General features: G+C 74.5%; 18 protein-coding genes. 3 read left to right on the plus strand and 15 right to left on the minus strand.

The annotated features are described in order from the left end of the window. Positions 1-5: 5 nt before the first annotated feature. Complete coding sequence (locus BX286_RS03810; RefSeq protein WP_079430911.1) at positions 6-497, minus strand: flavin reductase family protein; 492 nt, start codon at positions 495-497, stop codon at positions 6-8. 204 nt (positions 498-701) lie between these two features. Here BX286_RS03810 and BX286_RS03815 point away from each other — a divergent pair, with 204 nt between their 5' ends. Both BX286_RS03815 and BX286_RS03820 read left to right on the plus strand, forming a co-directional pair. After that, complete coding sequence (locus BX286_RS03815) at positions 702-1,628, plus strand: Rieske (2Fe-2S) protein (protein WP_261993335.1); 927 nt, start codon at positions 702-704, stop codon at positions 1,626-1,628. A 61-nt stretch (positions 1,629-1,689) separates the two neighbouring features. Further along, entirely contained in the window at positions 1,690-2,919 is a 1,230-nt protein-coding gene (locus BX286_RS03820) for a PP2C family protein-serine/threonine phosphatase (protein ID WP_121014514.1), read from the plus strand. A 24-nt stretch (positions 2,920-2,943) separates the two neighbouring features. Here BX286_RS03820 and BX286_RS03825 read toward each other — a convergent pair whose 3' ends face one another. Then, positions 2,944-4,572, minus strand: a complete 1,629-nt coding sequence (locus BX286_RS03825; protein ID WP_100862300.1) for an NAD(P)/FAD-dependent oxidoreductase — start codon at positions 4,570-4,572, stop codon at positions 2,944-2,946. 220 nt (positions 4,573-4,792) lie between these two features. Here BX286_RS03825 and BX286_RS03830 point away from each other — a divergent pair, with 220 nt between their 5' ends. Further along, positions 4,793-5,575: a lysophospholipid acyltransferase family protein gene (locus BX286_RS03830; RefSeq protein ID WP_079430907.1), complete on the plus strand. Its 783-nt coding sequence runs from the start codon at positions 4,793-4,795 to the stop codon at positions 5,573-5,575. Positions 5,576-5,597: 22 nt separating this feature from the next. Here the strand turns inward: BX286_RS03830 and BX286_RS03835 are convergent, their stop codons facing one another. The 13 genes from BX286_RS03835 to BX286_RS03895 form a co-directional block, all read right to left on the minus strand. Continuing rightward, a complete protein-coding gene (locus tag BX286_RS03835; RefSeq protein ID WP_121014515.1) occupies positions 5,598-7,112 on the minus strand; it encodes a hypothetical protein in 1,515 nt (504 codons plus the stop codon). Between the two features lie 97 nt (positions 7,113-7,209). Then, complete coding sequence (locus BX286_RS03840; RefSeq protein ID WP_121014516.1) at positions 7,210-8,694, minus strand: lipase family protein; 1,485 nt, start codon at positions 8,692-8,694, stop codon at positions 7,210-7,212. 227 nt (positions 8,695-8,921) lie between these two features. Further along, positions 8,922-9,809: an endo alpha-1,4 polygalactosaminidase gene (locus BX286_RS03845; protein ID WP_187344075.1), complete on the minus strand. Its 888-nt coding sequence runs from the start codon at positions 9,807-9,809 to the stop codon at positions 8,922-8,924. Next, positions 9,806-10,468, minus strand: a complete 663-nt coding sequence (locus BX286_RS03850; protein WP_079430903.1) for a spherulation-specific family 4 protein — start codon at positions 10,466-10,468, stop codon at positions 9,806-9,808. The genes BX286_RS03845 and BX286_RS03850 overlap by 4 nt, the downstream gene beginning before the upstream one ends. Further along, the gene (locus BX286_RS03855) at positions 10,465-11,373 is read right to left on the minus strand and encodes an NAD(P)-dependent oxidoreductase (RefSeq protein ID WP_121014517.1); all 909 of its coding nucleotides are present in this window, start codon (positions 11,371-11,373) and stop codon (positions 10,465-10,467) included. Before BX286_RS03855 ends, BX286_RS03850 begins: the two co-directional genes overlap by 4 nt. A 7-nt stretch (positions 11,374-11,380) precedes the next feature. After that, positions 11,381-12,094 carry a nucleotidyltransferase family protein gene (locus tag BX286_RS03860; protein ID WP_079430901.1) on the minus strand — a complete coding sequence of 238 codons (714 nt, stop codon included), beginning with the start codon at positions 12,092-12,094 and terminating at the stop codon, positions 11,381-11,383. Between the two features lie 76 nt (positions 12,095-12,170). Beyond that, on the minus strand, positions 12,171-13,172 hold the full coding sequence (locus BX286_RS03865) for a GDP-mannose 4,6-dehydratase (RefSeq protein WP_079430900.1): 1,002 nt from the start codon (positions 13,170-13,172) through the stop codon (positions 12,171-12,173). A gap of 57 nt (positions 13,173-13,229) precedes the next feature. Continuing rightward, positions 13,230-14,636, minus strand: a complete 1,407-nt coding sequence (locus BX286_RS03870) for a hypothetical protein (protein ID WP_121014518.1) — start codon at positions 14,634-14,636, stop codon at positions 13,230-13,232. Continuing rightward, entirely contained in the window at positions 14,633-16,297 is a 1,665-nt protein-coding gene (gene pelF / locus BX286_RS03875) for a GT4 family glycosyltransferase PelF (protein WP_261993336.1), read from the minus strand. The genes BX286_RS03870 and pelF overlap by 4 nt, the downstream gene beginning before the upstream one ends. 82 nt (positions 16,298-16,379) lie before the next feature. After that, a complete protein-coding gene (locus BX286_RS03880) occupies positions 16,380-18,563 on the minus strand; it encodes a hypothetical protein (RefSeq protein ID WP_121014519.1) in 2,184 nt (727 codons plus the stop codon). 407 nt (positions 18,564-18,970) lie between these two features. Continuing rightward, a complete protein-coding gene (locus BX286_RS03885) occupies positions 18,971-19,495 on the minus strand; it encodes a hypothetical protein (protein WP_121014520.1) in 525 nt (174 codons plus the stop codon). Between the two features lie 555 nt (positions 19,496-20,050). Then, positions 20,051-21,166 (minus strand): DUF5954 family protein, encoded by a 1,116-nt coding sequence (locus BX286_RS03890; RefSeq protein ID WP_187344076.1) that lies wholly within the window; start codon positions 21,164-21,166, stop codon positions 20,051-20,053. A gap of 121 nt (positions 21,167-21,287) precedes the next feature. Further along, positions 21,288-23,126: a glycoside hydrolase family 15 protein gene (locus tag BX286_RS03895; protein WP_079430895.1), complete on the minus strand. Its 1,839-nt coding sequence runs from the start codon at positions 23,124-23,126 to the stop codon at positions 21,288-21,290. Positions 23,127-23,243: the final 117 nt, after the last annotated feature.

Genomic DNA, 23,243 nt, shown 5'->3' on the forward strand with positions numbered 1-23,243 from the left:
GCCGGTCAGGCCGGGTGGCCGGCCTCCAGGTCCCGTACGTCCCCGAACCGCAGCGGGTGGGCGGGGCCCGGCGCGGGCTGCTCGTCCTCGACCGGCGCGAGCAGGAAGCCCTCGTGGTCGCCCCCTGCGACGACGGCCTCGATCCGGCCGGTGAACCAGGCCGCAACGCCCGTCAGCACGGGGCTGCCCTCGCGCCCGGGCCGCCAGCCGATGCCGGCGAACTTGTCCGTGCGGTCCCCGGTCCGGCCGCCGAAGAGGCGCGCCAGCGCCTTCTGCTCCCGGCGCAGTACGTGCACGGTGAGGTAGCGGGCGCGGCGCGCCACGCCGTAGGTGTGGTTCTCGACGGACAGCCACACCACGAACCGCGGCGGATCGATCGAGCACTGCGAGGCGAATCCGACCAGACAGCCCGCCCGCTGCCCGTCCGCGGCCGCCGTGACCACGTACATCGGGCCGTCCTGCGCGACGGCGAAGTCACCGAGGTCCGGTTCCGGCATGGCGGCTCTCCCTCAGGTTCTGCTGGCTCTCGGAGGTTCCTGGCTCTCGGAGGTTCCTGGCTCTCGGAGGTTCCTGGCTCTCGCCCGCCCCTGCCCCGTCGCCCGGCCGGCCATGCGCCGGCCGCTCCGCGCCCGGCCGCGGGGGCGGGCCGTACGCCCACGGACCCGTACATGGCTCCCGGCGCCCCGGGTAGACGCGGCCCCATGGACACGCACCGTATGACACCTGGTCCCGGCCCGCTGCTCTCCGTGGTCGAGCGGATCGAGCAGGCCCCGCAGGCCGACGCCCTGATCGGCGGGCTCCGCAAGGCCGTCCGGGCCCTGCCGCTCGGCCCCGCACGCGACCTGCTCCACGGCCGCCAGCTGGGCCATCCGGCCCATCCCCTGCTCGTCCAGGTACCGATCGGCACCTGGCTGTCGGCCACCGTGCTGGACCTGCTCCCCGGGCGGCGCCGGCGCGGCGCCGCACCCGTCCTGGTCGGGGTCGGGCTGGCCGCGGCCGCGCCGGCGGCCGCGGCGGGCTGGGCGGACTGGGCGGAGCTGCCGCCCGAACAGGCCCGCACGGGCCTCGTCCACGCCCTGGCCAACACCGCCGGGGTCGCCCTCTACGCGTCCTCCCTGTACGCCCGCACCCGCGGGCGGGACCTGCGCGGCCGGGCCCTGGCCCTGGCCGGGCTCGCAGTGGTGGGCGCGGGCGGCGCGCTCGGCGGCCACCTGGCCTTCCGGCAGGCGGCCGGCGCCAACCACGCCGAGCAGGTCGGGCACCGGGTCCGGGACGGCTGGCGCCACCTGGGGCCGGTGGCCGACTTCCCCGTGGGCCGGGCCGCCCTCGCGCGCGTCGACGGGGTGGACGTCCTCGTCGTCCGCGAGGAGGACGGCACCGTCCGCGCGCTCGCCGACCGCTGCTCCCACATGGGCGGCCCGCTGTCGGAAGGGGAGCTGGAGGACGGCTGCGTCCGCTGCCCCTGGCACGGCAGCCTGTTCCGGCTGGCGGACGGCTGGAACCTCGAAGGGCCGGCCACGGCCCCGCAGCCGGCCTTCGAGACCCGCGTCGTCGCGGGCCGCGTCGAGGCCCGGCTGATCCGGCGCCATCAGCCGCACCGCCGCGGCCGGGAGCCGGCGACGGCCTGAACGAAGACGGAGACCCGCGCATGTTCAGCCGTGTGACACAACACCGCCCACGGACGGCGGGGTGAGCCCGGTGGCCGCGGCCGACCGGACGGGCCCGGTGCTCGCGTGGGTCCTGGAACGCTCGCACGAGGCCTCGGCCCGGCAGGTGCCGGCCCTGATCGACGAGGCGGCACGGAGGCTGGGCCTGACCGGGACCCGCCTGTACCTGGCCGACCTCCGGCAGCTGCGGCTCGTGTCCCTGCCCCAGCTGGCCGCCGGCCGGCCGGAGACGGCGCAGGCCGAGGGGGAGGCCGACGAGCGGGCGGAGTCACTGGACATCGACGCCTCCCTGGCCGGTCTGGCCTACCGCGGCCAGCAGGTCCAGCTGTCGCGCGACCGCACCATCGCGTGGGTGCCGATGGTCGACGGCGTCGAGCGCGTCGGCGTCCTGCGGGCCACGGGACCGGCGCTGGACGACGTCACACTGGAGGCGTGCCGGACCCTGGCGGCGCTGGCGACCCTGATCGTCCTCTCCAAGTCCACCCACAACGACCTGCTGGTCGTCCGGGGCCGCACCCGGCCCATGACCCTGCAGGCGGAACTGCTGTGGGCCTTCCTGCCGCCGCGCACCATCGGCACGAGCCAGGCGACCTCGACCGCCGTCATGGAACCCGCGTACGAGATCGGCGGCGACGCCTTCGACCACAACTTCACCGACGGCGGACTCCACCTGACCCTGCTGGACGCCATGGGGCACGACCTCGCGGCCGGCGGAGCCAGCGCCGCCGGCCTGGCCGCGTGCCGCTCCACCCGCCGCGCGGGCGGCACCCTGGCGGACATCGCCACCACCATCGAGCGGACCCTCCAGCGGTGGATCCCGGACCGGCTGATGACCGGGATCCTCGCCCACCTGGACACCCACCGCGGAGAGTTCGCCTGGATCAACTGCGGCCATCCCCCGCCCCTGCTGATCCGCGACGGGCACGTCGTACCGGCGGCCCTGGAACGCCCGGCGCAGCTGCCCTTCGGCCTGGGCTACCACACGCAGACCCCTCCCCCGCTGCACCGGGCCCGGCTCCAGCCCCGTGACCGGGTGCTCCTCTACAGCGACGGCGTCACCGAGGCGCGCTCCGCCACGGGCGAACTGTTCGGCGAGGACCGGCTGACCGACACCGTGATCCGCTCGATGGCCTCGGGCACCACGGCCCCCGAGGCCCTCCGGCGTCTGGTCCTGGACCTCCTCACCCACCAGGACCAGCGGCTGCACGACGACGCGACGATCCTGCTGGCCGAATGGCACCCCGCGTCCTGAACGGACGCGGGGGCCCGGGACCGTTCAGAACCCGCCGAAGGCGCCCGCGTCCTGGAAGCGGCCCGCGTGCCGGCGCCGGTACTCGATCAGGCAGTGGGCCACCGCGGCGCCCTCGCCGACCGCGGCACCGACCCGCTTGACCGAGCCCGACCGCACGTCGCCGACGGCGAAGACGCCGGGCAGGCTGGTCTCCATGGGGAGGGCGTCGCGGCCGACTCCGCCGGTGCCGGTGAGGACGTAGCCGCGGTCGTCGAGCTCGAGGGAACCGTCGAGCCAGTCCGTCGAGGGACGGCCGCCGATCAGGACGTACAGGCACTGCGCGGGGACGGTGCGCTCGCCCCCGGTGCGCTCGCGCAGCCGCAGGCCGGTGAGCGTGGTCTCGCCGAGGCATTCGGCCACCTCGGTGCCGAGCAGGACGCGCAGGCCGGGCGTCTTCTCGATGCGCTGGACCAGGTAGTTCGACATGGAGGCGCCGAGGTCGGTGCCGCGGACCAGGAGGGTGACCGAGCGGGCGTAGCGGGCGAAGTACAGGGCGGCCTGGCCCGCCGAGTTCCCCGCGCCCACCATGTAGACGTCCTCGCCGGCGGTGGAGGGCGCATCGGAGAGGGAAGCGCCGTAGTAGACACCGGAGTTGAGCAGCCGCTCGGTGCCCGGGCTGGCGAGGCGGTTCCATTCGACGCCCGTGGCCACCACGACGGTGGCCGCGGACACCGAGGCCGTCTCGGTGGTGCCAGCCTTGACGAACTCCACGGTGTGGTCGCCCGACTGGGTGGGGATGAGCCGGGTCGCCACCCGGGTGGGCTGCCATTCGACACGGACCCGGCGGGCCTGCTGGAGGGCGCGCTGGGCGAGGTCGCCGCCGGTGAGCCCGACGGGGAAGCCCAGGTAGTTCTCGATCCGCGAGGTCGATCCGGCCTGGCCGCCGGGGGCGTCGTCCTCGATGACGACCACGCTCATGCCCTCCGCGGCGGCGTACACGGCCGTGGACAGGCCGCCGGGTCCGCCGCCGATGACGGCGACGTCGTAGCGTTCCTGTCCGGCCGGCCTGATCAGGCCGAGCCGGTCGGCCAGTTCGCTGATCGAGGGGTCGACGAGCTCGGTGCCGTCGCCGAGCCGGACGGTCACCGGCGCGTCCTTCCGGTCCTCCTGCGGCACCCAGCGGAAGAGGACGTCGCTGCGGCCCAGGAAGTCGCGGACCGCGTAGGCGGCCGGCGAGAAGCGGTAGCCGCGCACCTCGGCGGTGGGCAGGCCGCCCCGGCGTTCGGCGTTCCAGGTGCACAGGGCGTCGTCGAGGGCGGCACGCAGCCGCTCGGCCAGGCCCGTTCCGCTGCCGTCGGGTGCCGCGGCCGGTGCCCGGTCGACGACGGTGACGGACGGGCCTGCGGGCGCGGTGCCGGCCTCGGCGAGCAGCAGCCAGCGGGTGTGCGGGTGCTGTTCGGGGTGGCTGCCGGGGTCCTCCGCGGTGACCACCGCCGACACGGGCACCTCGCGCCCGGCCAGCTGGTGCAGGACGCGTTCCGCCTCGGGCAGTCCGCCGACCTGCAGGACGCGGAAGGACGTGCGGTACCAGCGCTGTACCAGCTCGGCTGTCTCGTGGCGGCGGAGCGGATCGGGATCCGCGAGGAGGATCACCGGCAGCGCGGTCTCGGACATGGGGGGTCTCCTGGGTGTTGGTTGGTGAAGGGTCCACCGGGTCAACGAGCCGAAGATCATTGCGTGGCGCGCGGGCCGGCAGGGGAACGGGCGAACGAAGAGTCGATTGAGGAATCCGCGGAATTCCCGTGATCAAACGCCGTTGGGCGGCGTTGACCGTGAAGGCCCTTGTCGGGAGGGTCACTTGGATGTCCCACACGGAAGAAGGGGAGGCCCGTTCGTGTCCGAGAGCCTGGCCGATGTCATCGCGCTCGCCGGGAGCGAGCTGCGATTCCTGCGGAAGATGGCCGGAGACGTCGGCGAGAACGTCTGGGAGCGGCTGCTGGAATGGCTCATGGACGACTGGTTCCGGCTGGACGTGCTGGGGCTGGAGAACATTCCCGCCGACGGCCCCGCGGTACTCGTCGCCAACCATTCCGGGGCCTGGGGACTGGACGCCTTCGTCCTGCAGAAGGCCCTGGTCCGGTCGCTGCGGCGGCCGCTGCACGTGCTCGCCGCGCCGTTCGTCTTCCGGCTCCCGGTGCTGGGCCGGTACGCCGCGAAGAAGGGGGCGGTGCCCGTGGACCAGCGGGCGGCGATGCAGCGGCTGGGCGAGGGCGAACTGGTCGCGGTGTTCCCGGAGGGCCTTTCCGGGCTGGAGAAGCCGTTCCAGGAGCGCTACCGGCTCCAGCCGTTCAATCCCGGCTTCGCCGTGGCGGCCCTGCACACCGGGGCCCCGGTCGTGCCGGTCACGGTCATCGGGGCGGAGGAGTCCTCGCCGAAGATCGGGGAGGTGCCCGCGCTGGCGAGGTTCCTGGACCTCCCGTACTTCCCGCTGACCTCCCCGTTCCCCCTGCCGGCGAAGTGGCTGATCACCATCGGTGAGCCGATCGCCCCGCCCGAGCGGCCCCGGGCGTTCGGGGAGCGCGCGGCGGTGGCCCGCGCGCTCTCCTCGCAGGTCCAGCGCACCCTCCAGGACATGGTGGAGCGGGAACGGGAACGGCGGGACGCCCTGGTGCGGTAGCGGCCGGGGCGCCCCGGTCTCCTCAGTCGGCGAGGAAGCGGGCGGCCGCGCGGACGTCGGAGGCGGCGCGCGTGCACCGCTCCGCGTGGTCCAGCAGCCGCATCCGGAAGGCCTCGCCGGTCTCGTCGCCGCTCCAGCCGGGTTCGGCGGCGCAGTCGGCGAGGCCGCGGGCCAGGGTGTCGAGCCGGTCCGCGTCCGCGCGGGCCAGGACCGCGTACGAGCCGGGCCCGGTGGCGGGCGCCGCCGCCGGGAGGGTGCCGGCGGGGGGAACGGCCATCAGCAGGGTGTGCGGAGCGAGGGTGAGGGGGATGCGGTCCGCGGTGAGCGCCGGGGACAGCAGGCTCGGCCGGGCGGTCGCGGTGAAGAACCGGACGATCTCCTCGGCCACGAGGGCGGCGAAGGCGGTGGCGGTGCAGCCGGTCGCGGATCCGCACAGGGGCGAGGGCCCTTCGGACCCGACCGCCCGGCCCCGGACGCCGCCCGTGCCCCCGGACTCCGCTGCGTCCGGGCAGTCCCCGGCCTCCCCGGCGTGCACGCCGTCCCGGCCGGCGGGGGCGGTGTCCGCGGCGTCGCGCAGCCAGGCCGGGGCGGCCAGGATCTCGGTCCCCGGTTCGACGGCGGTGCCGTCCCATACGAAGCGGGACCGGACGGGGTGTACGGCGGCCTCGACCGGCGGGAAGACGTCCAGGGCGAGGGCCACGGCCCCGGCGGGGCCGCCCGCGGCGTCCGGTACGCCCGCGGCGGCGAGGGCCAGGGCCTGGAGGGCGGTGCCGACGGCCGCCTCCGAGACCACGGCCAGCGTGTGGGCCAGCACCGCCTCGGTCCGGCCCGCGTCCGAAGTCACCGCGCCCGCCGTACGGGCGCCCGGTACGACCGCGTGCGCGGAGGCGAGCCCGGCCGCCACCGTGCCGGGCTCCGGGTCGGCCAGGTAGGGGGCGATCCTGCGGCGCAGGGCGGCCGCCCTGCCGTCGTGGGCGCGGCTGCCCGCGGCCGCGGCGGTCCTCAGCAGCACCTCGCTGAGCAGGGTGTCCTCCGCCGCGGCCGCGCCCGCCACCACCCGGCGGGCCGCGCGCAGCAGCCCGGGCCGCCAGACCTCCCAGGGCAGGGTGTGGTCGTCGCGGCGGGCTCCGGCCACCCGCCGCAGTTCCTCGGCCAGCGGTCCGGCGAACGCCGCCGCGGGCGGGGCGGCGTCCGGCGGGAGCGGGACGTGGGGGTGCAGGCCGTGCCGGCGCCCGGCCGCGTCGAGCCGTACGGCGGGGGCCAGGGCGTCCGCGGCGGCGCCCGCGGCGAGCAGCCCGGCGGTGCCGGCCGGGCCCAGCGGGACGAGGAAGGAGCCGAACGGGGTGCGCAGCCGGACGGGGCGTCCGGAGCGGCTGCGGCGCAGGTGGGCGAGGACCCCGCGGGCCGCGCCCTCGCGGGTGAGGGAGTCCAGGCCCAGGGCGCGGGCGGGGGCGTCGGCCCAGGGCAGGCGGTGGGCGAGCATGGCCGCGCTGAACACGGCGTTCTCCAGCGGCCAGGCGGTGGCGGGGGTCGTCATCGGGGGGCGTTCTCCCTCGGGTCACGTGTCGGCACGGACGGGGGCACGGGGTCGGGTCCGGTTCCGGGCCCGGGGTGGGGCGGGGGCGCGGGGTGGCTCATCGGTCGCGGAGCATGTAGGGCTGGTTGGCGGTGATCTCGCCGTCGTAGCCGGCGATCAGGGCGTTGACCCGGTCGCGGTAGGGGGCCAGTTCGCCGCGCAGGCTGTCCGAATAGGCCTGCGGGGCGTGCGAGAGGGGGTAGTCGTACGACTCGTCGAGCCAGGCCAGCTCCACCCAGCTCTCCGGGATGTCGTTCGGGGAGGCCGGGCCGCGGCCGTCCAGCATCGGGATCACGTCGTGCTTGTTGACCAGGCTGACGACGCGGGTGGTGTGGTCGGCGGGCCGCTTGTTGTCGATCGGGGAGCCGAGCGTGACCACGTGGGTGACCCTGTACTCGGAGGCCACGTCGGGGTCGGCGGCCAGGTTCATCGCGGTCAGGCCGCCGAGGCTGTGCCCGACCAGCATCAGCTCGGACCCCGCCGGCACGCCGGCCCGCCGCAGCAGCTTCTTCACGGCCCGGGTGTAGGTGGTGTCGGTGCGCAGGCAGCCGTCGAAGGCGCCGATCAGGTCCTGCGGGGTGCTGTTGCTGAGCAGGGCGAAACTGGTCCCGGGGAGCAGCAGCACGTACCGTTCGGCGCCGTCCGCGCAGGCGACGCGGCGCAGGAGGACCAGGCCGTGGTTGCCGAGGGCGCCGATGTCGTTGATGTAGCTGACGATGTCGTTGCGGGAGGTGCCGAGGACCTTGGCGAGGATCGGGTCCGGCTCGGCGCGTTCGGCGCGCCCGGGGCCGGGGTTGAGGTACTTGAGCAGGGAGCTGGGCAGACCGAGGAACGGGTCGGTGGTGGGGACCCCTCCCGCGAGGGTGACCCAGGAGAACTCGTCGTTGACGGGGTTCTCGTCCAGCAGTCCGGTCAGCGCCAGCAGTTCCATGATCACGGGGCTGACGGTGGTCAGGGCCCGGGTGACGCCGAGCCGTTCCACCAGGGCGTGCAGGGCGCGAACGGCCTCCAGCCGGTCTCCGGCGACGAGGGCGCCGGTGAGGCGGCGGGCGTGGGCGGAGTCCAGGTTGGGGTGGGTGACGGTGGCGGCTTCGATGCGCAGGGCGAAGGCGTCCACGGCCATGGCGACGGACGCGGGCCGACGGCGGGTCACGTTGCCCACGATCCGGGCGAGTTCGCCGATGACCCCGCCGTTGGCCCCGAAGCCGAGGCCGGCCGGTCCGGTCAGGGCGCGTACGCAGGACAGGGCCGTGCCGAGGGCCCAGGTGGGGCGGCGCAGGGCCTGGAGGGCGAAGCGGCCGCCGGTCAGGGCTCCGGTGAGGTCGGCTCCGGCCCGTCGTGCGGCGAGGGCGGCGTCGGCGAGCAGGACGGAGGCGGCGATGAGGAGTTCGGTGTCGGTGCGCCCGGCGGCCTCGGCCGCAGGGGGCTCGGGCCGTACCGGCCCGGCGAGCGGGTCGCCGGGGGTTCCGCCGGCGCCCGGGGTGTTCTTCCGCTGCCCGTCGGAGAGCTGCCGGGTTAGGTTCCCGGTCGCCTGAGGCGTCACGTTCCAACCTCTCGTCGCATGACCCGTGGTTCGCGACGCATGGTGGCACCGAACGGGGGCGCTCCGGACGCACCGGGGCGCCCGCTCCGGCGTGCGTGCCGTGCCCCCGGGCCGCGGCACGCCCGTCGGCACTGGAATCCGGGCCTGCGCCGGCCCCGCTCGGCTCCGCGCGGGTTCGGGGGATGACGCGGCGGCCCGTGGTTGACGCGGCCCGCCGCGTCACACGGTCAGCAGGGTTTGCGCCAGGTGTCCAGTTCCGGGTTCTTCAGCATCGAGGAGAGCTTGAGCTTGCGGGCCTCGGGACAGAAGTTCGAGGGCGTCCCCTTGTATTCGACGTGGAAGACCGCCTTGCCCGCCGTGATGAAGGGGCTGAGCGCGGCGCACTCGCCGAACTGGGCGCACTCCTCGTTGACCGCGAAGTCGAAGACGCTTTCGAGCTGGGGGATCTGGGGCAGGTCGTTCTTGAGGCCGACCGCGAGCCCGCGCGCGTGCGCGATCTCGGCGATCATGCGGTTGTAGGCGAGCTGGTGCTCCGCGGTCAGCGGGAAGCCGCTGTCGTTGCCGTACGCCTCCACGAGGTCGGGTTCCACCGCGTCGAAGCCCTTGTCCCGGCACATGTCGAAGCGCCGTTCCATGAGCGGGCGGAGCAGGTCGGTGCGGCGGATGTCCAGCCAGCGCTCGCCCTTCCAGCCGTTGGGCTTGCCGAACAGGCTGGTGGGGAACGCGTCCTTGTCCGGCCGGAAGTCCTCCCAGGCGCCGACGTTGACGTAGCAGATGACCTTGCGGCCGTCGTGGTGCAGCCGGTCCACGTCGGCCTTCGAGTTCTCGAACCCGTCGATGTCGTACACGGGCACGTCGACGGAGGGGTCGGAGCGTCCGTCGAGCTGCCACTGCCAGGCCAGACCGGGCCGGGGCTGCCAGCGGGGTCCTGGCGAGGCGGGACCCGGACCCTGGCCGGCGGTGGGGCCGGAGGGGGCGGGCGCGGCGTCGTCGTCCTCGTCGCCCGTGGTGGAGCAGCCCGTCAGGACCAGTGCCGTCAGCACCAGTGCCGTCAGGGCGGCCGGCAGGAGGTTCCGGGCCGGCAGGCCGGGGCGGGCCGGCGGGGTGGGGCTCATGGTTCCATCCCGGTGAGTGCGGGGGTCGGCTGTTTCCATGGGTTGGGGAGTTCGCCCGTCACGGGTCCGCAGACCGCCGCCCCGCGTTCGTGCGCGGTGCGCACGGCGAGCGGGACCAGGGCCTCGGGCACCCCGTAGACGAGGTGGCAGAACCGCTCGGGGGCGTGCCGCGCCGTCCAGGCGGGCCGGGTGAAGGAGGAGACGTACGTGGACCAGTGCCCCTCGAAGGTGACGGTCAGGTCCGCGAGGCGGACGTAGCCGGCCACGGGGTGGACGCCCGGGTTCAGCACGACGGGCTGCGCGCCCAGCCGGCGCAGCGAGCGGATCATCCTGCGGGCGCCGGGCAGTTCCTCCCGGGTGGGGGCCATGCGGTCGAGGAAGCAGCCGTCGACCGCGTACCACTCCTGGTAGCGGCACATCTCGTGGACGACCTCGACCTGGCCGCGTGCCCCGTACAGGGTGTCCACGTAGCCGAGGAGGCGGGCGCCGGCCGTCCGCAGCGCGGCGGCCGCGGCGGCGAACGCCGGGTCGGGGCGCTCGCCCGGCCCGTCGGCCGGGTTGAGCACCACCCCGTAGGTCGCTGCGGCGCCCGTGATCAGCCGGTGCCAGGCCCCGGGGTCCTCGGCGGGGTGGACGTACAGCGGAACGAGCAGGCTCATGGCGTCGGGGTTCCGGCCGGGGCGGTCGCCGCCCAGAGCGCGGCGAGCGAGTCGCCGAGGTCGTGGACGGGGCGCCAGCCGAGGGCCTCGGCGGCGGCGGTGACGTCCGAGCACTGCCAGGACACCTGGGCGGAGCGGGCCGAGCCGGGCGCCTCCTCCTCGATCCGCCCCCGGAAGCCCGCCCGGCCGGCCAGGCCCCGTACCAGTTCGCGGACGGGGACGGCCCGGCCGGCGCCGATGTTGAGGACGGGCGGGAGCGGGCCGGGGGCCGTGACGGCGAGCGCCACCGCGTGGGCCACGTCCCGTACGTCCACGAAGTCGCGGTGGGCGGACAGGTCGCCCAGCCGCAGCACCGCCTGCGGGTCGGGGCCGGCCTCCCGCAGCAGTGCGGCGATCCGCCCGGGCAGCCCGCTGCGCGGGGCGCCGGGCCCCACGGGGTTCCCGACCCGCAGGACCACGCCGTCCAGTCCGGAGGTGGTGACGGCGAGGGTGCCGGCCAGTTTCGTGGCCCCGTACGGGCCGACCGGGTGGGTGGCGGCCGACTCGGTGACCCGGGTGCCGGGGGTGCCGGGCCCGTACTCGGCCGCGGAACCCAGGTGCACCAGGCGTGCCGTGGGCGCCGCCTCGCGCAGCGCGGCGCACAGGGCGGCGGGGCCGCGGGCGTTGGCCTCGGCGAGGGTCAGGGCGTTTGCGCCGGTCGCGCCCGCGCAGTTGACCACCGCGTCGGGCGCGGCGGCGGCCAGGACGGCCGCCAGCCGCTGCGGCCGGTCGGCCGCGAGGTCGATGCCGAAGTCGGCGCCGGGCGAGCGTCCGCCGTCGAACACCCGCGCGCCCGCAAGGGCGCGCAGGCGGTCGGCGACATGGGCGCCCAGGTAGCCGGTCCGGCCCAGGACGAGAATGCGCATGGGGTGCTCAGGCTCCCTTGAGCAGCAAGGACTTGCGGCTGGTGAACTCGGCGTTGGCCCGGTCGTAGTCGTCGGGCCGCCCGATGTCGAGCCAGTAGCCGTCGAACGCGTAGGAGTGCGGCGGGTTCTGGGTGCCCAGCAGGTCGAGGACGAGTTCGTCGAAGCCCAGCGGCAGGCCGGGCGTGTAGTGGTCGAGGGTGGAGCGGCTCAGACCGTACACCCCCATGGAGACGTGGTAGTCCATGCTGGGCTTCTCGGTGAAGCCGACGACCCGGCTGGCGTCGGTGGTGAGCACTCCGAAGTCGATGTGCACCTTGCGCGGGTAGGTGGCGATGGTCAGGGGGGCGCCGGACGCCTCGTGGTGGCGCAGCACGTCGGCGTAGTCGAGGTCGGTGAGCACGTCGCCGTTCATGACGAGGAAGTGTTCGGGGAGGCGGTCGCGCAGGTTGAGCAGGGGGCCCATGGTGCCGAGCGGGCTCTCCTCGGTGGCGTAGTCGACGCTCATGCCCCACTGGGAGCCGTCGCCGACGTAGGCCCGGATGATCTCGCCGAGGTGTCCGATGGCGATGGTGCACCGGGTGAACCCGGCGCCCGACAGCTGGCGCAGCACGATCTCCAGGATGGCGTGCTGGTCGCCGATGGGCACGAGCGGCTTGGGCAGGGCCGTGGTGTAGGGCCGCAGCCGAACGCCCTTGCCGCCCGCCAGGATCACTGCGTACATGGGTCTCCTCCTAGGGTTGGGTGGGGGGAGGTGAGTGACGTGGGGTTGTGGAGAACGCCGGCGGTACGCCCGACGGTCAGATGTTGTAGATGCCGGTCTTGTAGCGGGCCAGGTTGCCGGGATCGCGGAAGAACTCGACGGTGTGCGCGAGGCCTTCCTCCAGGGTGTGGCGCGGCCGCCAGCCGGTGGCGGCGGTGAGCCGGCTCGCGTCGGCGACCAGCCGCATCACCTCGGAGGCGGGCGGGCGCAGCCGCTCGGTGTCCTCGCGGACCTCGATGGGGACGTCCATGACCTTGCCGATCAGGGTGACCAGGTCGGCGACCGAGATCTCCCCACCGGTCCCAGAGTTGAAGGTGCGGCCGACGACCTGCTCCGCGGGTGCGGTGCCGGCCGCGAGGAAGGCCTGTGCGGTGTCCTTGACGAAGCTGAAGTCCCGGGTGGGGCGCAGGTCTCCGAGGGTGATGACGCGTTCCCCGGCGGCGACCTGGCCGATGACGGTGGGGATCACCGCGCGCATCGACTGGCGGGGTCCGTAGGTGTTGAACGGGCGCAGCGTGACCACCGGGGTCTCGAAGCTGGCGTGGTAGCTGTCGGCCAGCCGGTCGCCGCCGGCCTTGGAAGCGGCGTACGGGGACTGGGTGTTGATGGGGTGGTCCTCGGTGATCGGCACGGTCTGCGCGGTGCCGTACGTCTCGCTGGTGGAGGTGTGCACGAGGCGGGGGGTGCCCAGGGCCCGTACGGCTTCGAGGACGTTGAGGGTGCCGGTCACGTTGGTGTCGACGTAGCTGTGCGGGGCCCGGTAGGAGTACGGGATTGCGATGAGGGCGGCCAGGTGGTAGGCGGCTTCGGCGCCTTCGAGGAGACCGCGGACGGATCCGGGGTCGCGTACGTCGCCGAGGACGATCTCCACCTGGTCGAGGACGTCCGGGGCCAGGGTCTCCAGCCACCCGTACGAGGAGAAGGAGTTGTACTGGGCCATGGCGCGGACCCGGTGGCCGGCGGCGACGAGGGCCTCGGTGAGGTGGGAGCCGATGAAGCCCTCGGCTCCGGTGACGGCGGCGAGCGGTGCGGTGGTCAACTGGTGGACCTTTCAGGTGGGTCGGCTGGCGTACGGGGGTGAGCGGGCGTGCGGTGGTCAGGCGTGGCGGGCCGGGCGGCCGAGGATCCGCAGGGTGCAGACGGCCAGGGCCGCCGCGGCGAGGCCGCAGGCCAGGGTCAGGGCGGGCGGTCCCTGGGCCCGCCCCAGGAAGGTGGCGGTTCCCGCTCCGGCGGCCGCGGCCGTGCAGAGGGCGGCCGGGGGCCAGGCGACCCCGAAGGCCTGGAGCAGCAGGGCGGTCCACAGCGTGGCGGCGAGCAGCAGCAGGGCGGCCGGGGCGGCGCCGGTCAGCAGCGCCACGGGCAGCAGGAGCAGCAGGTAGCCCGCCAGGCACAGGCCCAGGACCCCGGTGGACCTCAGCAGGAACCCCGCGGGGGTGGAGGCCGAGCCGAGGGCGGTGACGGACAGCCCCCGGAAGCGGTAGAGCAGCCATTCGGCCGGGCCCATGCTGACGGTCAGCGCGATCACCGCGTACGGCTGGGACCGCCCTTCCAGCAGGACCAGTACGGCCGCCGCGAGGCCGAACAGCCCGTACGGCAGGGAGCGGAGCAGCGGGGGCCGGGCTCCGCCGCCGGGGGCGGCCGGGGCGGCGAACGCGCCGCGCAGCACCCGGGCGACCGCGGCCAGCGTCGCGAGGAGCGCGAGCGCCGGGAGCGCCGTGCGGACCAGGGGGCCGGGCTCCCACCAGGGCAGGACGGCGGCTCCCGCGACCAGCGGGGTGAGGGCCGCCAGCAGCAGCCGCTCACGGCCGAGGACGAGCAGGATCCCGGCGGCGGCCAGGTAGAGGGACTGCGCGGCCACCGCCCAGGTGACGGCGGAACCTCCGGCCGCCGCGGCCCCCGCCGCCGTGGCGGCGGCCGCGCCGAGGGGTGCCCCGGCCAGCAGGGTCCGGGCCGCCTCGCGCCGCCCGGCCACCATGCGCAGGTAGGCGCGGTGTCCGAGGGCCTGCCCCCACGCCCACGAGACGATCCCGGCGACGACCGGTCCGGCGGCGTGCCGGCCGGGGTGCCACAGCGGGGCCGTGAGCAGGTAGGCCAGCCCGGGAAGGGCGAAGAGCACCCCGCGCAGCAGGCACCGTACGGTGTCCGGGCGCCAGGGGTCCGGTGCCCGGGCGGGCTCCGGGAAGACGCGGGGCACCCGTTCGTAGAGGGCGGCGGCGAGGGCGAAGATGTCGGGGTGTCCGTACCGTTCCCGGATCACCTCGGCGGAGAGTCCCTCCGCCTCCAGCAGGGCGGCCACCTCGTACGGGTGGACGGCGGGCCCGACGCGGTCGGCCAGTTCGGCGGCGAGCCGGCTGACTTCCTCCTCGTTCGGGCCGGGGAGTCTGAGGGTGAGCGTGGTCTCGGTCCACGCCCGGCGGGGCGGGCGGGCGGCGGTGTCCGCCAGCCGCAGGGCCAGGGTGTCCTGGTGCGCCCCGCCGGGTTCGAGTGACATGGGGCCGCTCATCCGGCGAGGCTCCCCGTGCCGGTGGCCGCGGGGGCCTCGCTCTCGCGCGGCCGGCGCCCGTCGGCCGTGAGGGGCCGGACGGGCGCGGGCGGCCGGGCCCGCTCCTGTCTGCGGGCCCGCCCGGCGGCGACGGCCACGGGGGTGAGGCCTGCGGGGGCGGGGACGGGGGCGGCCTGCGCCGGGACCGGGGTCCGGCACGCTCCGGTGCGCGGGGTGCGGCCGAGGCCGGGCAGTTCCAGGTAGATGGACCGGAAGGTGTCGATGGTCTGGCGGAGGGTGAACTGCTCGATGACCCGCAGCCGGGCCGCCTCCCCCATCGCGGCGCGGCGGGGGGCGTCTCCGAGGAGTTCCAGGGCCGCTTCGGCCATGGCCCGCGGATCGCGGGGCGGCACGACGAGGCCGGCTTCGCCGACCGCCTCCCGTACCCCGCCCACGTCGGTGGAGACGGTGGCCCGCCCGCAGGACATGGCCTCGATCAGGGTGAAGGGGAAGCCCTCGCTGATGCTGGAGAGCATCACGACGTTCCCGGCCGCGTAGGCGTCCTTGATGTCGTCGACCCGGCCCTCGAAGGTGACCGCGTCGGCGTGGCCGAGGTCGCGGGCCAGGGCCTCGCAGCGTTCGCGGTAGGCCTCTCCGCCGCGCGGGGTGCCGCCGAACAGGCGCAGCCGGGCTTCGGGGACCCGTTCGCGGACCAGGGCGAAGGCCCGGATCAGGGTCTCCAGGTCCTTGATGGGGTCGACCCGGCCGGCCCAGCTGAGGGTGGGTGCGTCCGGCTCCGGCCCGGCGGGCGGGAAGGCGGCGGGGTCGACGCCGTTGTAGACGGTGCGGATGGCCTGCGGGTCGGCGCCGCCCTCTTCCTCCCACAGCCGGTTGTAGCGGTTGCCGGGGGTGACCAGGGCGGCCCGCCGGTAGCTCTCCTCGGCCAGCAGCCGGAAGAAGCCGAGGACGACGGCCTTGACGGGCCAGCGGTAGGGGGCCGTGCGGTAGCCGAGGTAGCGTTCGCGCAGGTAGACGCCGTGTTCGGTGAGTAGCAGCGGGACGCCGTGCCGTTCCAGTGCGGCCAGTCCGGGGAGTACGGCGACGCCGCCGCTGACGGCATGGGCGACGCCGTGTTGCGGGGGTGGGGCGGCGAGCGGGCGCAGGGCGTGCTCCAGCAGGGAGGTCGCGGTCAGGGCGTCGTGCAGGGTCGGCCGGGCCTCGCGCACGGTGAGCCCGGGGCGGTTCCAGACCGCCGCGAGCACCGCGATGGCGTGGTCTCCGCGCAGGTAGGGGCTCAGGGCGCCGTCGGAGGCCGCCCGGGCCATCGTGGAGAGGGCGGGGGCGAACCCGGCCTCGGCGCGGGGGTCGAGGAGTGCGGTGAGGAACTGTTCGTAGGCGCCGGAGAGCCTGCGGTGGCCGCGGCCGCGCGGGGCGCGGCCCTCGGGGGGAGCGCCCCACATGGGCACCGACCGGACTCCGAGGACATGGCCGGGCAGGTCCCAGGCCAGGGGTTCCCGGCCGGTTCCGGTGACGGCGATCACCTCGAAGTCGATGTCGGGCATGCCCTGGACGAGCTGGTCGCACCAGACGCTGACCCCGCCGTGACTGTGCGGATAGGTGCCTTCGGTGAGCAGGGTGACGTGCGGCGCGCCGGGGCGCCGCACGCCGGCTTGAGCGTGCATGGGTGTGCTCCACGGCCGGTGTGTGGGGGTGGTCGGGCCGGTCCGGGCCGCGCTGGGCGGCCCGGACCGGCGGGACGCCGGTTCAGCGCCGGTCGGTGCCCTTCGCGCCCTCGCGCACGGCGGGCGGGACGTTCGCTGCGGGTGCCGGTGCGGTGGCGGGCACCGGCCGGGGTACGGCTGCGGCGGACGGCGCGGCGGGCGCCGACGGGGGCAGGGTCAGCTCCAGGGCGGTGCCGTTCGAGGGGGTCCAGCCGGAGACCCGGCCCGCGTAGGGGCTGCCGAAGGCGGCGGTGCCCAGCCGGGTGCCGGAGGGCAGGGTCGCGGTGACGTCGAGCCCGGCGGGCGCCACGACGGTGACGGCGGTGCCGACGCGGTAGGCGGTGACCCGGCCGGCCTGGAGGGCGCTCTTCCAGGCGCCGCGGCGCCTCAGTTCGGTGCCGATGTCCTTCATCCGCTCGTTCACCAGCGGGGTGTTGGCGTCGAACAGGGCGTCGTAGCCGTCGATGACGCCGTTCAGCACCGGGTAGGCCAGGCGCTCCTCGGCCAGGTTCGACTGGTGGATGAAGTGCGGCTTGGGGTCGTTGGACAGCACGTGCCCGAGCGCGGTGCGGGTCTCGGCCGGCACGATCTTCTGCGCGTACCCGGTGGCGGTGTCCAGGGGTGCGGGCAGGCAGGTCGTGGTGTCCGCGTGGTCCTCGCAGATGCCGCTGCCGCCCTGGGCGCGGGAGGTGTAGATCCAGTTGTACTCGTCGGCCGCCTCGGTGGCCTTGCCGACGTTGTAGTAGACGTTCATCGGGTAGCGGGCGACGGTGGAGGCGGAGCCGACCTGGCGCAGTTCGGGGTCGCGGGAGTTGTCCGAGGCGACCCAGGTGACGCCGTTGCCCGTGAGGGAGGCGGCCAGGTTGGGGTTGTCCTGCGGCTGCTGGGGCAGGACGGCCATTCCGGAGTGCTCGCCGGTGACCAGTTCGCCGTTCTCCAGTGGCAGGCCGAAGCCCTGGCCCCACAGCCGGTTGAGGACGATCTCGTTGTCGATGGTGCTCCGGCTGACCCACTTGGTGCTGCCGTCGGGGTTGGTGGCGCACCGCCAGGGGACCACGCTGACGTCCTGTTCGCAGCCCAGGAAGGCGTGCGTGTAGGTGTGGTTGACCCAGCGGAACCGGGCGCGGTCGGCCTGGAGCTTGTCGGCGAGCAGGTCGACGCCGTTGTTGTCCTCGCGCTGGTCGAGGCTGCCGGCGCCGTTGTAGACCATGTCGAGGGTGAAGTTGCGGCCCACCTGCCAGTTCTTGGCGTACTCGGCGTCGTCGGCGGTCATGCGGATGGGGGTGGGCGTGCCCCCGCCGCCTCCGGCGCAGTCGACGTCGCCGGGCGTGCAGTTGAGCCGGGTGTCCCAGCGGTCGTCGGCGGCGAAGACGTCGTCCACGTGGACGGAGAAGTAGTTGCGGGAGGCGCCCAGGTGCACGCCGCCGGTCATCCACTCCACGATCCCGCGGGCGAGCAGCCGGTACTGCTGCTGGTAGCGGTTGTACACGAAGGTCACGACGAGTTCGCGGCGGCCGTCGTGCTTGTACTCGCCGACGAGCGACCCGCGGCGGGCGGTGCCGGGGATGGGCGCGTCGACGTAGGTGGTGAAGTCCGCGCCGGGGGCGGGCTGGGCCAGGTAGGCGTAACTCTCGCCGACGGTGGGCGAGTTGTCCTCGAACGGGACGGTGCCCTCGAGGTAGCCGAAGGGGCCGGAGCGGCCGGCGGCGGTCACGGCCCCCTGGGCGCCGTCGACACTGCCCGCGTAGCCGCCGGCGACGAAGTACTGGAGGCCGACCTGGGGGCGCGCGTAGGTGTAGGCGTCGACCTGGGGTATCTCGTAGGTCTGCTCATAGGCCGCGAGGGCGGCCATCTCGGCGGAACCCGCGGCGAACGGGTTGTCGTTGGGCAGGACGACCGCCTGGAACTTGGCGCGCGGCCGGCCGCCGGCGGTATCGGCGAGGAAGGCGGCGTCGATGGTGGGCCGGTCCGGCCGTGTGAGGTCCACCTGGGTGTAAGGCGTCCCCGCCGAGTCCAGCTCCGCCGTGATGGCCTGGACGGCCGGGCCTCCGTCGGCCACGACCAGCACCCGCAGGTCCACGCGGGGTGTGGTGGCGTCGGCGTGGGCCGCGCCGGCCGGCAGTCCGGCGGCCGCGATGAGCGCGCCCACCGATAAGACGGCGGTACGTATGCCGCGCCCGCCTCGACTGCTCCGCCGGCTACGCCTACTTCGCTCGCTTCGCTTCATGCGGTGAAATTCCCCTCCCCGGGCAGGGGTGAGCGAAGCGCGCACGAAGCGGCCGACGCCCCCCTTGCGCGACGCCGGTCTCCCCCTCAGAAACCGGTCGTCGCACATCCGTCGCGTCACATGGTGGTGCCTGTGTGTAGCTTTCGTGGGGGCGTTGCGAAAACCGACGGAAAAACGCAGGCGACCAACTGGGCGTGGTGTGGGGCGAGTTGCCCGGCCTGACGCCTTCGGGCCGTTTCCGGAACCCGGCGGGCGGGCGCGTCCGGCCGCCATGAGGGCCGGTCCGGAGCCGAGCGGGGTGCCGCCGGACCGGGTGGGTCCGGCGGCACTAGACCCTGGTGGTCTGGACCACTAGGGGTGGCGGGCGGGGGGCGATTTCAGGCCACCCCCGGCCGGGACGGGGGTCCTCAGGCGCAGAGGACGCGGGTCTCGGGCGTGTAGACCGGGCCGCCGCTGGTGTTCGTGCTGTCGCTGAACTCGGCGTAGTAGTACGAGTAGAAGCCGATGTTGCCGTTGCACCCGGAGTCGGCGGCGACCTGGAGGGTGAGCGTCACCGTGCGGCTCTGACCGGGGGGTATGGTCGCGCCGTAGTTGCCGCCGAGGTCGGAGGGGCCGACGCCGGAGCAGGCGGCGGCACCGGTCGGGGTGGCCACGCTGCAGCCGGTGAAGCTGTACTTGAGGTCGGCGCGCTGGGTGGTGAGCCAGGTCGGGGAGATGGTCTGGTAGACGAACCAGACGTCGTCGGTCTTGTTGTTGGTGAGCGTCATCGTGAGGTTCACCGTGCCGCCGGGGGTGACGGTGGCGGCGTTCGTGGCGAACGTCAGGGCGGCCGGGGCGGGGGCGGCCTGGGCCGCGGGGGCGAGACCGAACAGGGCCAGGACGAAGGCGAGGAACGCGGTGAGGCCGAGTCGGCTCTTCAGAGGTGATCGCATGGCCCGGGAGGCTAGGACGAGGCCTCGCGCGGCGTCTGCCCCCCCGGGGGAGCGCAGGGGCGCAGAGCGGCCGGAAGTGTGCGCCCCGTGAAGGCGCCCCGGCGCCCCGGGGGCGGATGATCACCCACCGTATAGGGGCAGTCCACGGAGGGTTCCCTGCCATCCGCCCCGAACCCCGCGGCCCGGACGGCCCCCGGACCCGCGAATGGCGCGTACCCGCCGCGCCCCAGCCCCGGAACCCCGTACCCCGCTTCCGGCCCTGCCCCGCCGCCGGCCACAAACGGAACCGCTTTCCGGACGACCGGCGGGCAGCGGTCACGCAAACGCGAGGCCAACACCGGCCGGACTCCCGAGGCTCCCCCGACCGCCCCCCGGCCCGAGACGGCCCGCGCGCCTCGGTGAGACCCCCCGAAGAACTCACTCAGCGTCACCCGCCCTCGCCCCTCAGGCGGCGGCCACCGCGGTGGATTCCGTGTTCATGCGGGCCACCGTGGCACCTCCAGCGCGGTCGAGGTCAAGGGCCGGCATCCCCTCGGGTGCCGGAGCCTGAAACGATCAGTCGGTCTCTTCGCCTGCGCCTGCGCGTTCTCCTTCGTCCCTCTCGGGCAGGACGTTGCCGTCTTCGTCGAGCCCGAGGTGGATGCGGCCGGGCTCGTGGCCGTTGACGTCGCTGGGGCGTGGCCCCTCGGGGCCGTCGGGCCCCCAGCGCACCAGGCGACGGGTGCGGGCGATCAGGTAGAGGGTGTCGTCGACTTCGAGGCGGTTGACGCGGCCGGCCCGCAGCCTGTCGGCGGCCGCGGCGTACTCGGCCAGCTGCTCGGCCTCGCTGCCGGAGCCGCCGGCCGCGGTGAGGGTGCGGGCGTCGGCGGTGGGGTCGGACTCGATGGGGATCAGGCCGTACATCCGGGGCCACGCCCAGGTGAGGGTGAAGTCCAGGGACCGGCGGGCGGCGTGTGCGCTGACGTGCGGGCCGCTCACCGGCTTCCAGCCGGTGCCGGTCCTCTCCATCACGGTGAACGCCGCGGGCAGGAGCAGGACGTCCGGGTGGGTCTGCAGGGCCCGCCGCGAGTCGGCGAGGACCGCGGCGGGGTAGCGGGCACCGGCGTAGGACAGCCCGCGCAGCGCCAGCCGTTCCGCGGCCTGCATCGGTGTGACCGGCGCGTCGGGATGCAGCACCAGACCGTCATCGATCTCCGGGTGCCGGGAGCTGTGCGTCCAGTCGGGAACGGCCGGCTCCGGGTCCGTCGGCCGGGGCTCCTCGATGCCGGCGGGGCCCGTGGCGGCGTATTCCTCGGCGCGCACGACGCGGTACCGGGTGCAGCCCACGGTGAGATCGTCGACGCACTCGCTCTCCAGCCGGGCGACCGCCGCCAGCAGCTCGCGCCGCTCCGCCCGGTCGCGCGCGTCGTCCTTCGCCCGGTACCACAGCAGCGAGTTGAGGCTGTCCCGTGCCTGCTGCGGGCAGCCGAGCGTCACGGCGCTCACCACGGACCAGGCCGGTCCGCCGCGGTCGTCCTGCGCGGCCACTCCGAACAGCGGCCCCCTCACGGCCACCTTGGCCAGCTGCTTGGCAGCATCGGCGGCATCCGCCTCCACGACGGCCTCCACCGGATCCACCGGCACCCGTACCACCATCGGCCGGGCGGTGCCCGGTCCCGGTCCCGATCCCATGTCCCGCTGCTCCATGGCCACATCCTGCCGACCGGCCGGCACCGCCGCGACGCGTTCGGGGATTTCCAACCCCCAGGGGTTGTTCCTGCCCCTTCCTGCCGGCCGGGAGGGGGCGACGGGGTCAGCCCAGCGCGCGGTCGAGGTTGAAGGCGGCGCTGATCAGCGAGAGGTGGGTGAAGGCCTGCGGGAAGTTGCCCAGTTGTTCGCCGGTCGGGCCGATCTCCTCCGCGAACAGACCGACGTGGTTGGCGTAGGTGAGCATCTTCTCGAAGGCGAGCCGGGCCTCCTCCAGCCGGCCCGCGCGGGCCAGCGCCTCCACGTACCAGAAGGAGCAGATCGAGAAGGTGCCCTCGCGGCCGTGCAGGCCGTCCGGACTGGCGGTCGGGTCGTAGCGGTACACCAGCGAGTCGGAGACCAGGTCCGCGGTGAGCGCGTCCAGGGTGGAGAGCCACTTGGGGTCGGTCGGCGAGACGAACTTCGCCATCGGCATCATCAGCAGCGAGGCGTCCAGCACGTGGCCGTCCAGCCCCTGGACGAACGCCCCCCGTTCGGCCGACCAGCCGCGCCGCATGATCTGCCGGTAGATCGCGTCCCGGGACTCCCGCCAGCGGAGCAGGTCCGCCGGCAGACCGCGGCGGTTCGCCATGCGTATCGCGCGCTCCAGCGCCACCCAGCACATCAGCCTCGAGTACACGAAGTTCCGCCGGCCGCCCCGCGTCTCCCACACCCCCTCGTCGGGCTGGTCCCAGTGCTCGCACAGCCAGTCCACCACACCGCCGACCTCGTCCCAGCGGTCGCTGCTGATCGGCTGCCCCCACTTGTCGTAGAGGTAGATCGAGTCGATCAGCGCACCGTAGATGTCCAGCTGGAGCTGGCCGGTGGCGGCGTTGCCCACCCGTACCGGTGCGGAGCCGAGGTATCCCTCCAGGTGCGGAAGCTCGTATTCGGGCAGGTCGACGCGGCCGTCGATGCCGTACATGATCTGCAACGGACCGCTGTCCCCCTTGGCCCGCAGGATGCCCCGCTCGGAGAGGAAGCCCATGAACGCCTCGGCCTCCGAGGTGAACCCCAGGCGCAGCATCGCGTAGACGCAGAAGGCGGCGTCGCGGACCCAGACGTAGCGGTAGTCCCAGTTGCGCTCGCCGCCGATCTGTTCGGGCAGGCTGGTGGTGGGTGCGGCGACGATCGCACCGGTCGGCGCGTACGTGAGCAGCTTCAGCAACAGCGCCGAGCGGTTCACCATCTCGCGCCACCGCCCGTGGTAGCGCGAGCCGGCCAGCCAGTGGCGCCAGAACCGGACCGTTGCGTCGGCCTGCTCCTGCGCTTCGGCGCGCGGGCACGACCGGGGCGGGACGTCGTCACCGATCTGGTCGAGGGCGAACACGTTGGACTCGCCCTCGAGGAGCTTGAAGTGCGACCACACGTCCCGGCCGTCGGTCTCCAGGGGTGCGGTGGCGGTGAGTGCGAGCGTCAGTGACGGGGAGCGGAACACGGCCGTGTGGCCTTCGAGCTGCGTGGTGTGCGCTTCGGTGCCGTAGCCGAAGCGGGGGGCGATCCGCGCCCTGAAGGGCAGCGCTCCGCGGACGCAGACCACCCGCCGGATCAGCCGGTGGCGGGTGGCCTCGCGCGACTCGTCGACCACGGGCATGAAGTCCTGGATCTCCGCCACACCGTCCGCGGCGAAGAACCGCGTGATCAGGACGTTCGTGTCGGGGAAGTAGAACTGCCTGGTGCGCGTCGGGAGCTCGGCGGCCAACTCGAACGACCCTCCCCGGTCGGCGTCGAGGATGGCCCCGAAGACGCTGGGTGCGTCGAAGCGCGGGCAGCAGTACCAGTCGATGGTGCCGTTCGTGCCGACCAGTGCGGCCGTACGAAGATCTCCGATCAGGCCGTGATCGGAGATCGGGATGTACCGGCTGCCGTCAGCCTGCCCGAAACCAGTCGTATCGAACGCCGCCATACCGGCCTCCGGCCTCCCTGGCGCTGCGGCCCGGGCCTGGGGATGAAACCTCGCATTTCATGCTAGACCGCTACGGGAGGCGGCGTTGTGACGGAGCCGCGCGGACAGGGCCGCCTT

Source organism: Streptomyces sp. 3211.6 (genome assembly GCF_003634815.1).
Classification (GTDB): Bacteria; Actinomycetota; Actinomycetes; order Streptomycetales; family Streptomycetaceae; genus Streptomyces; species Streptomyces katrae_A.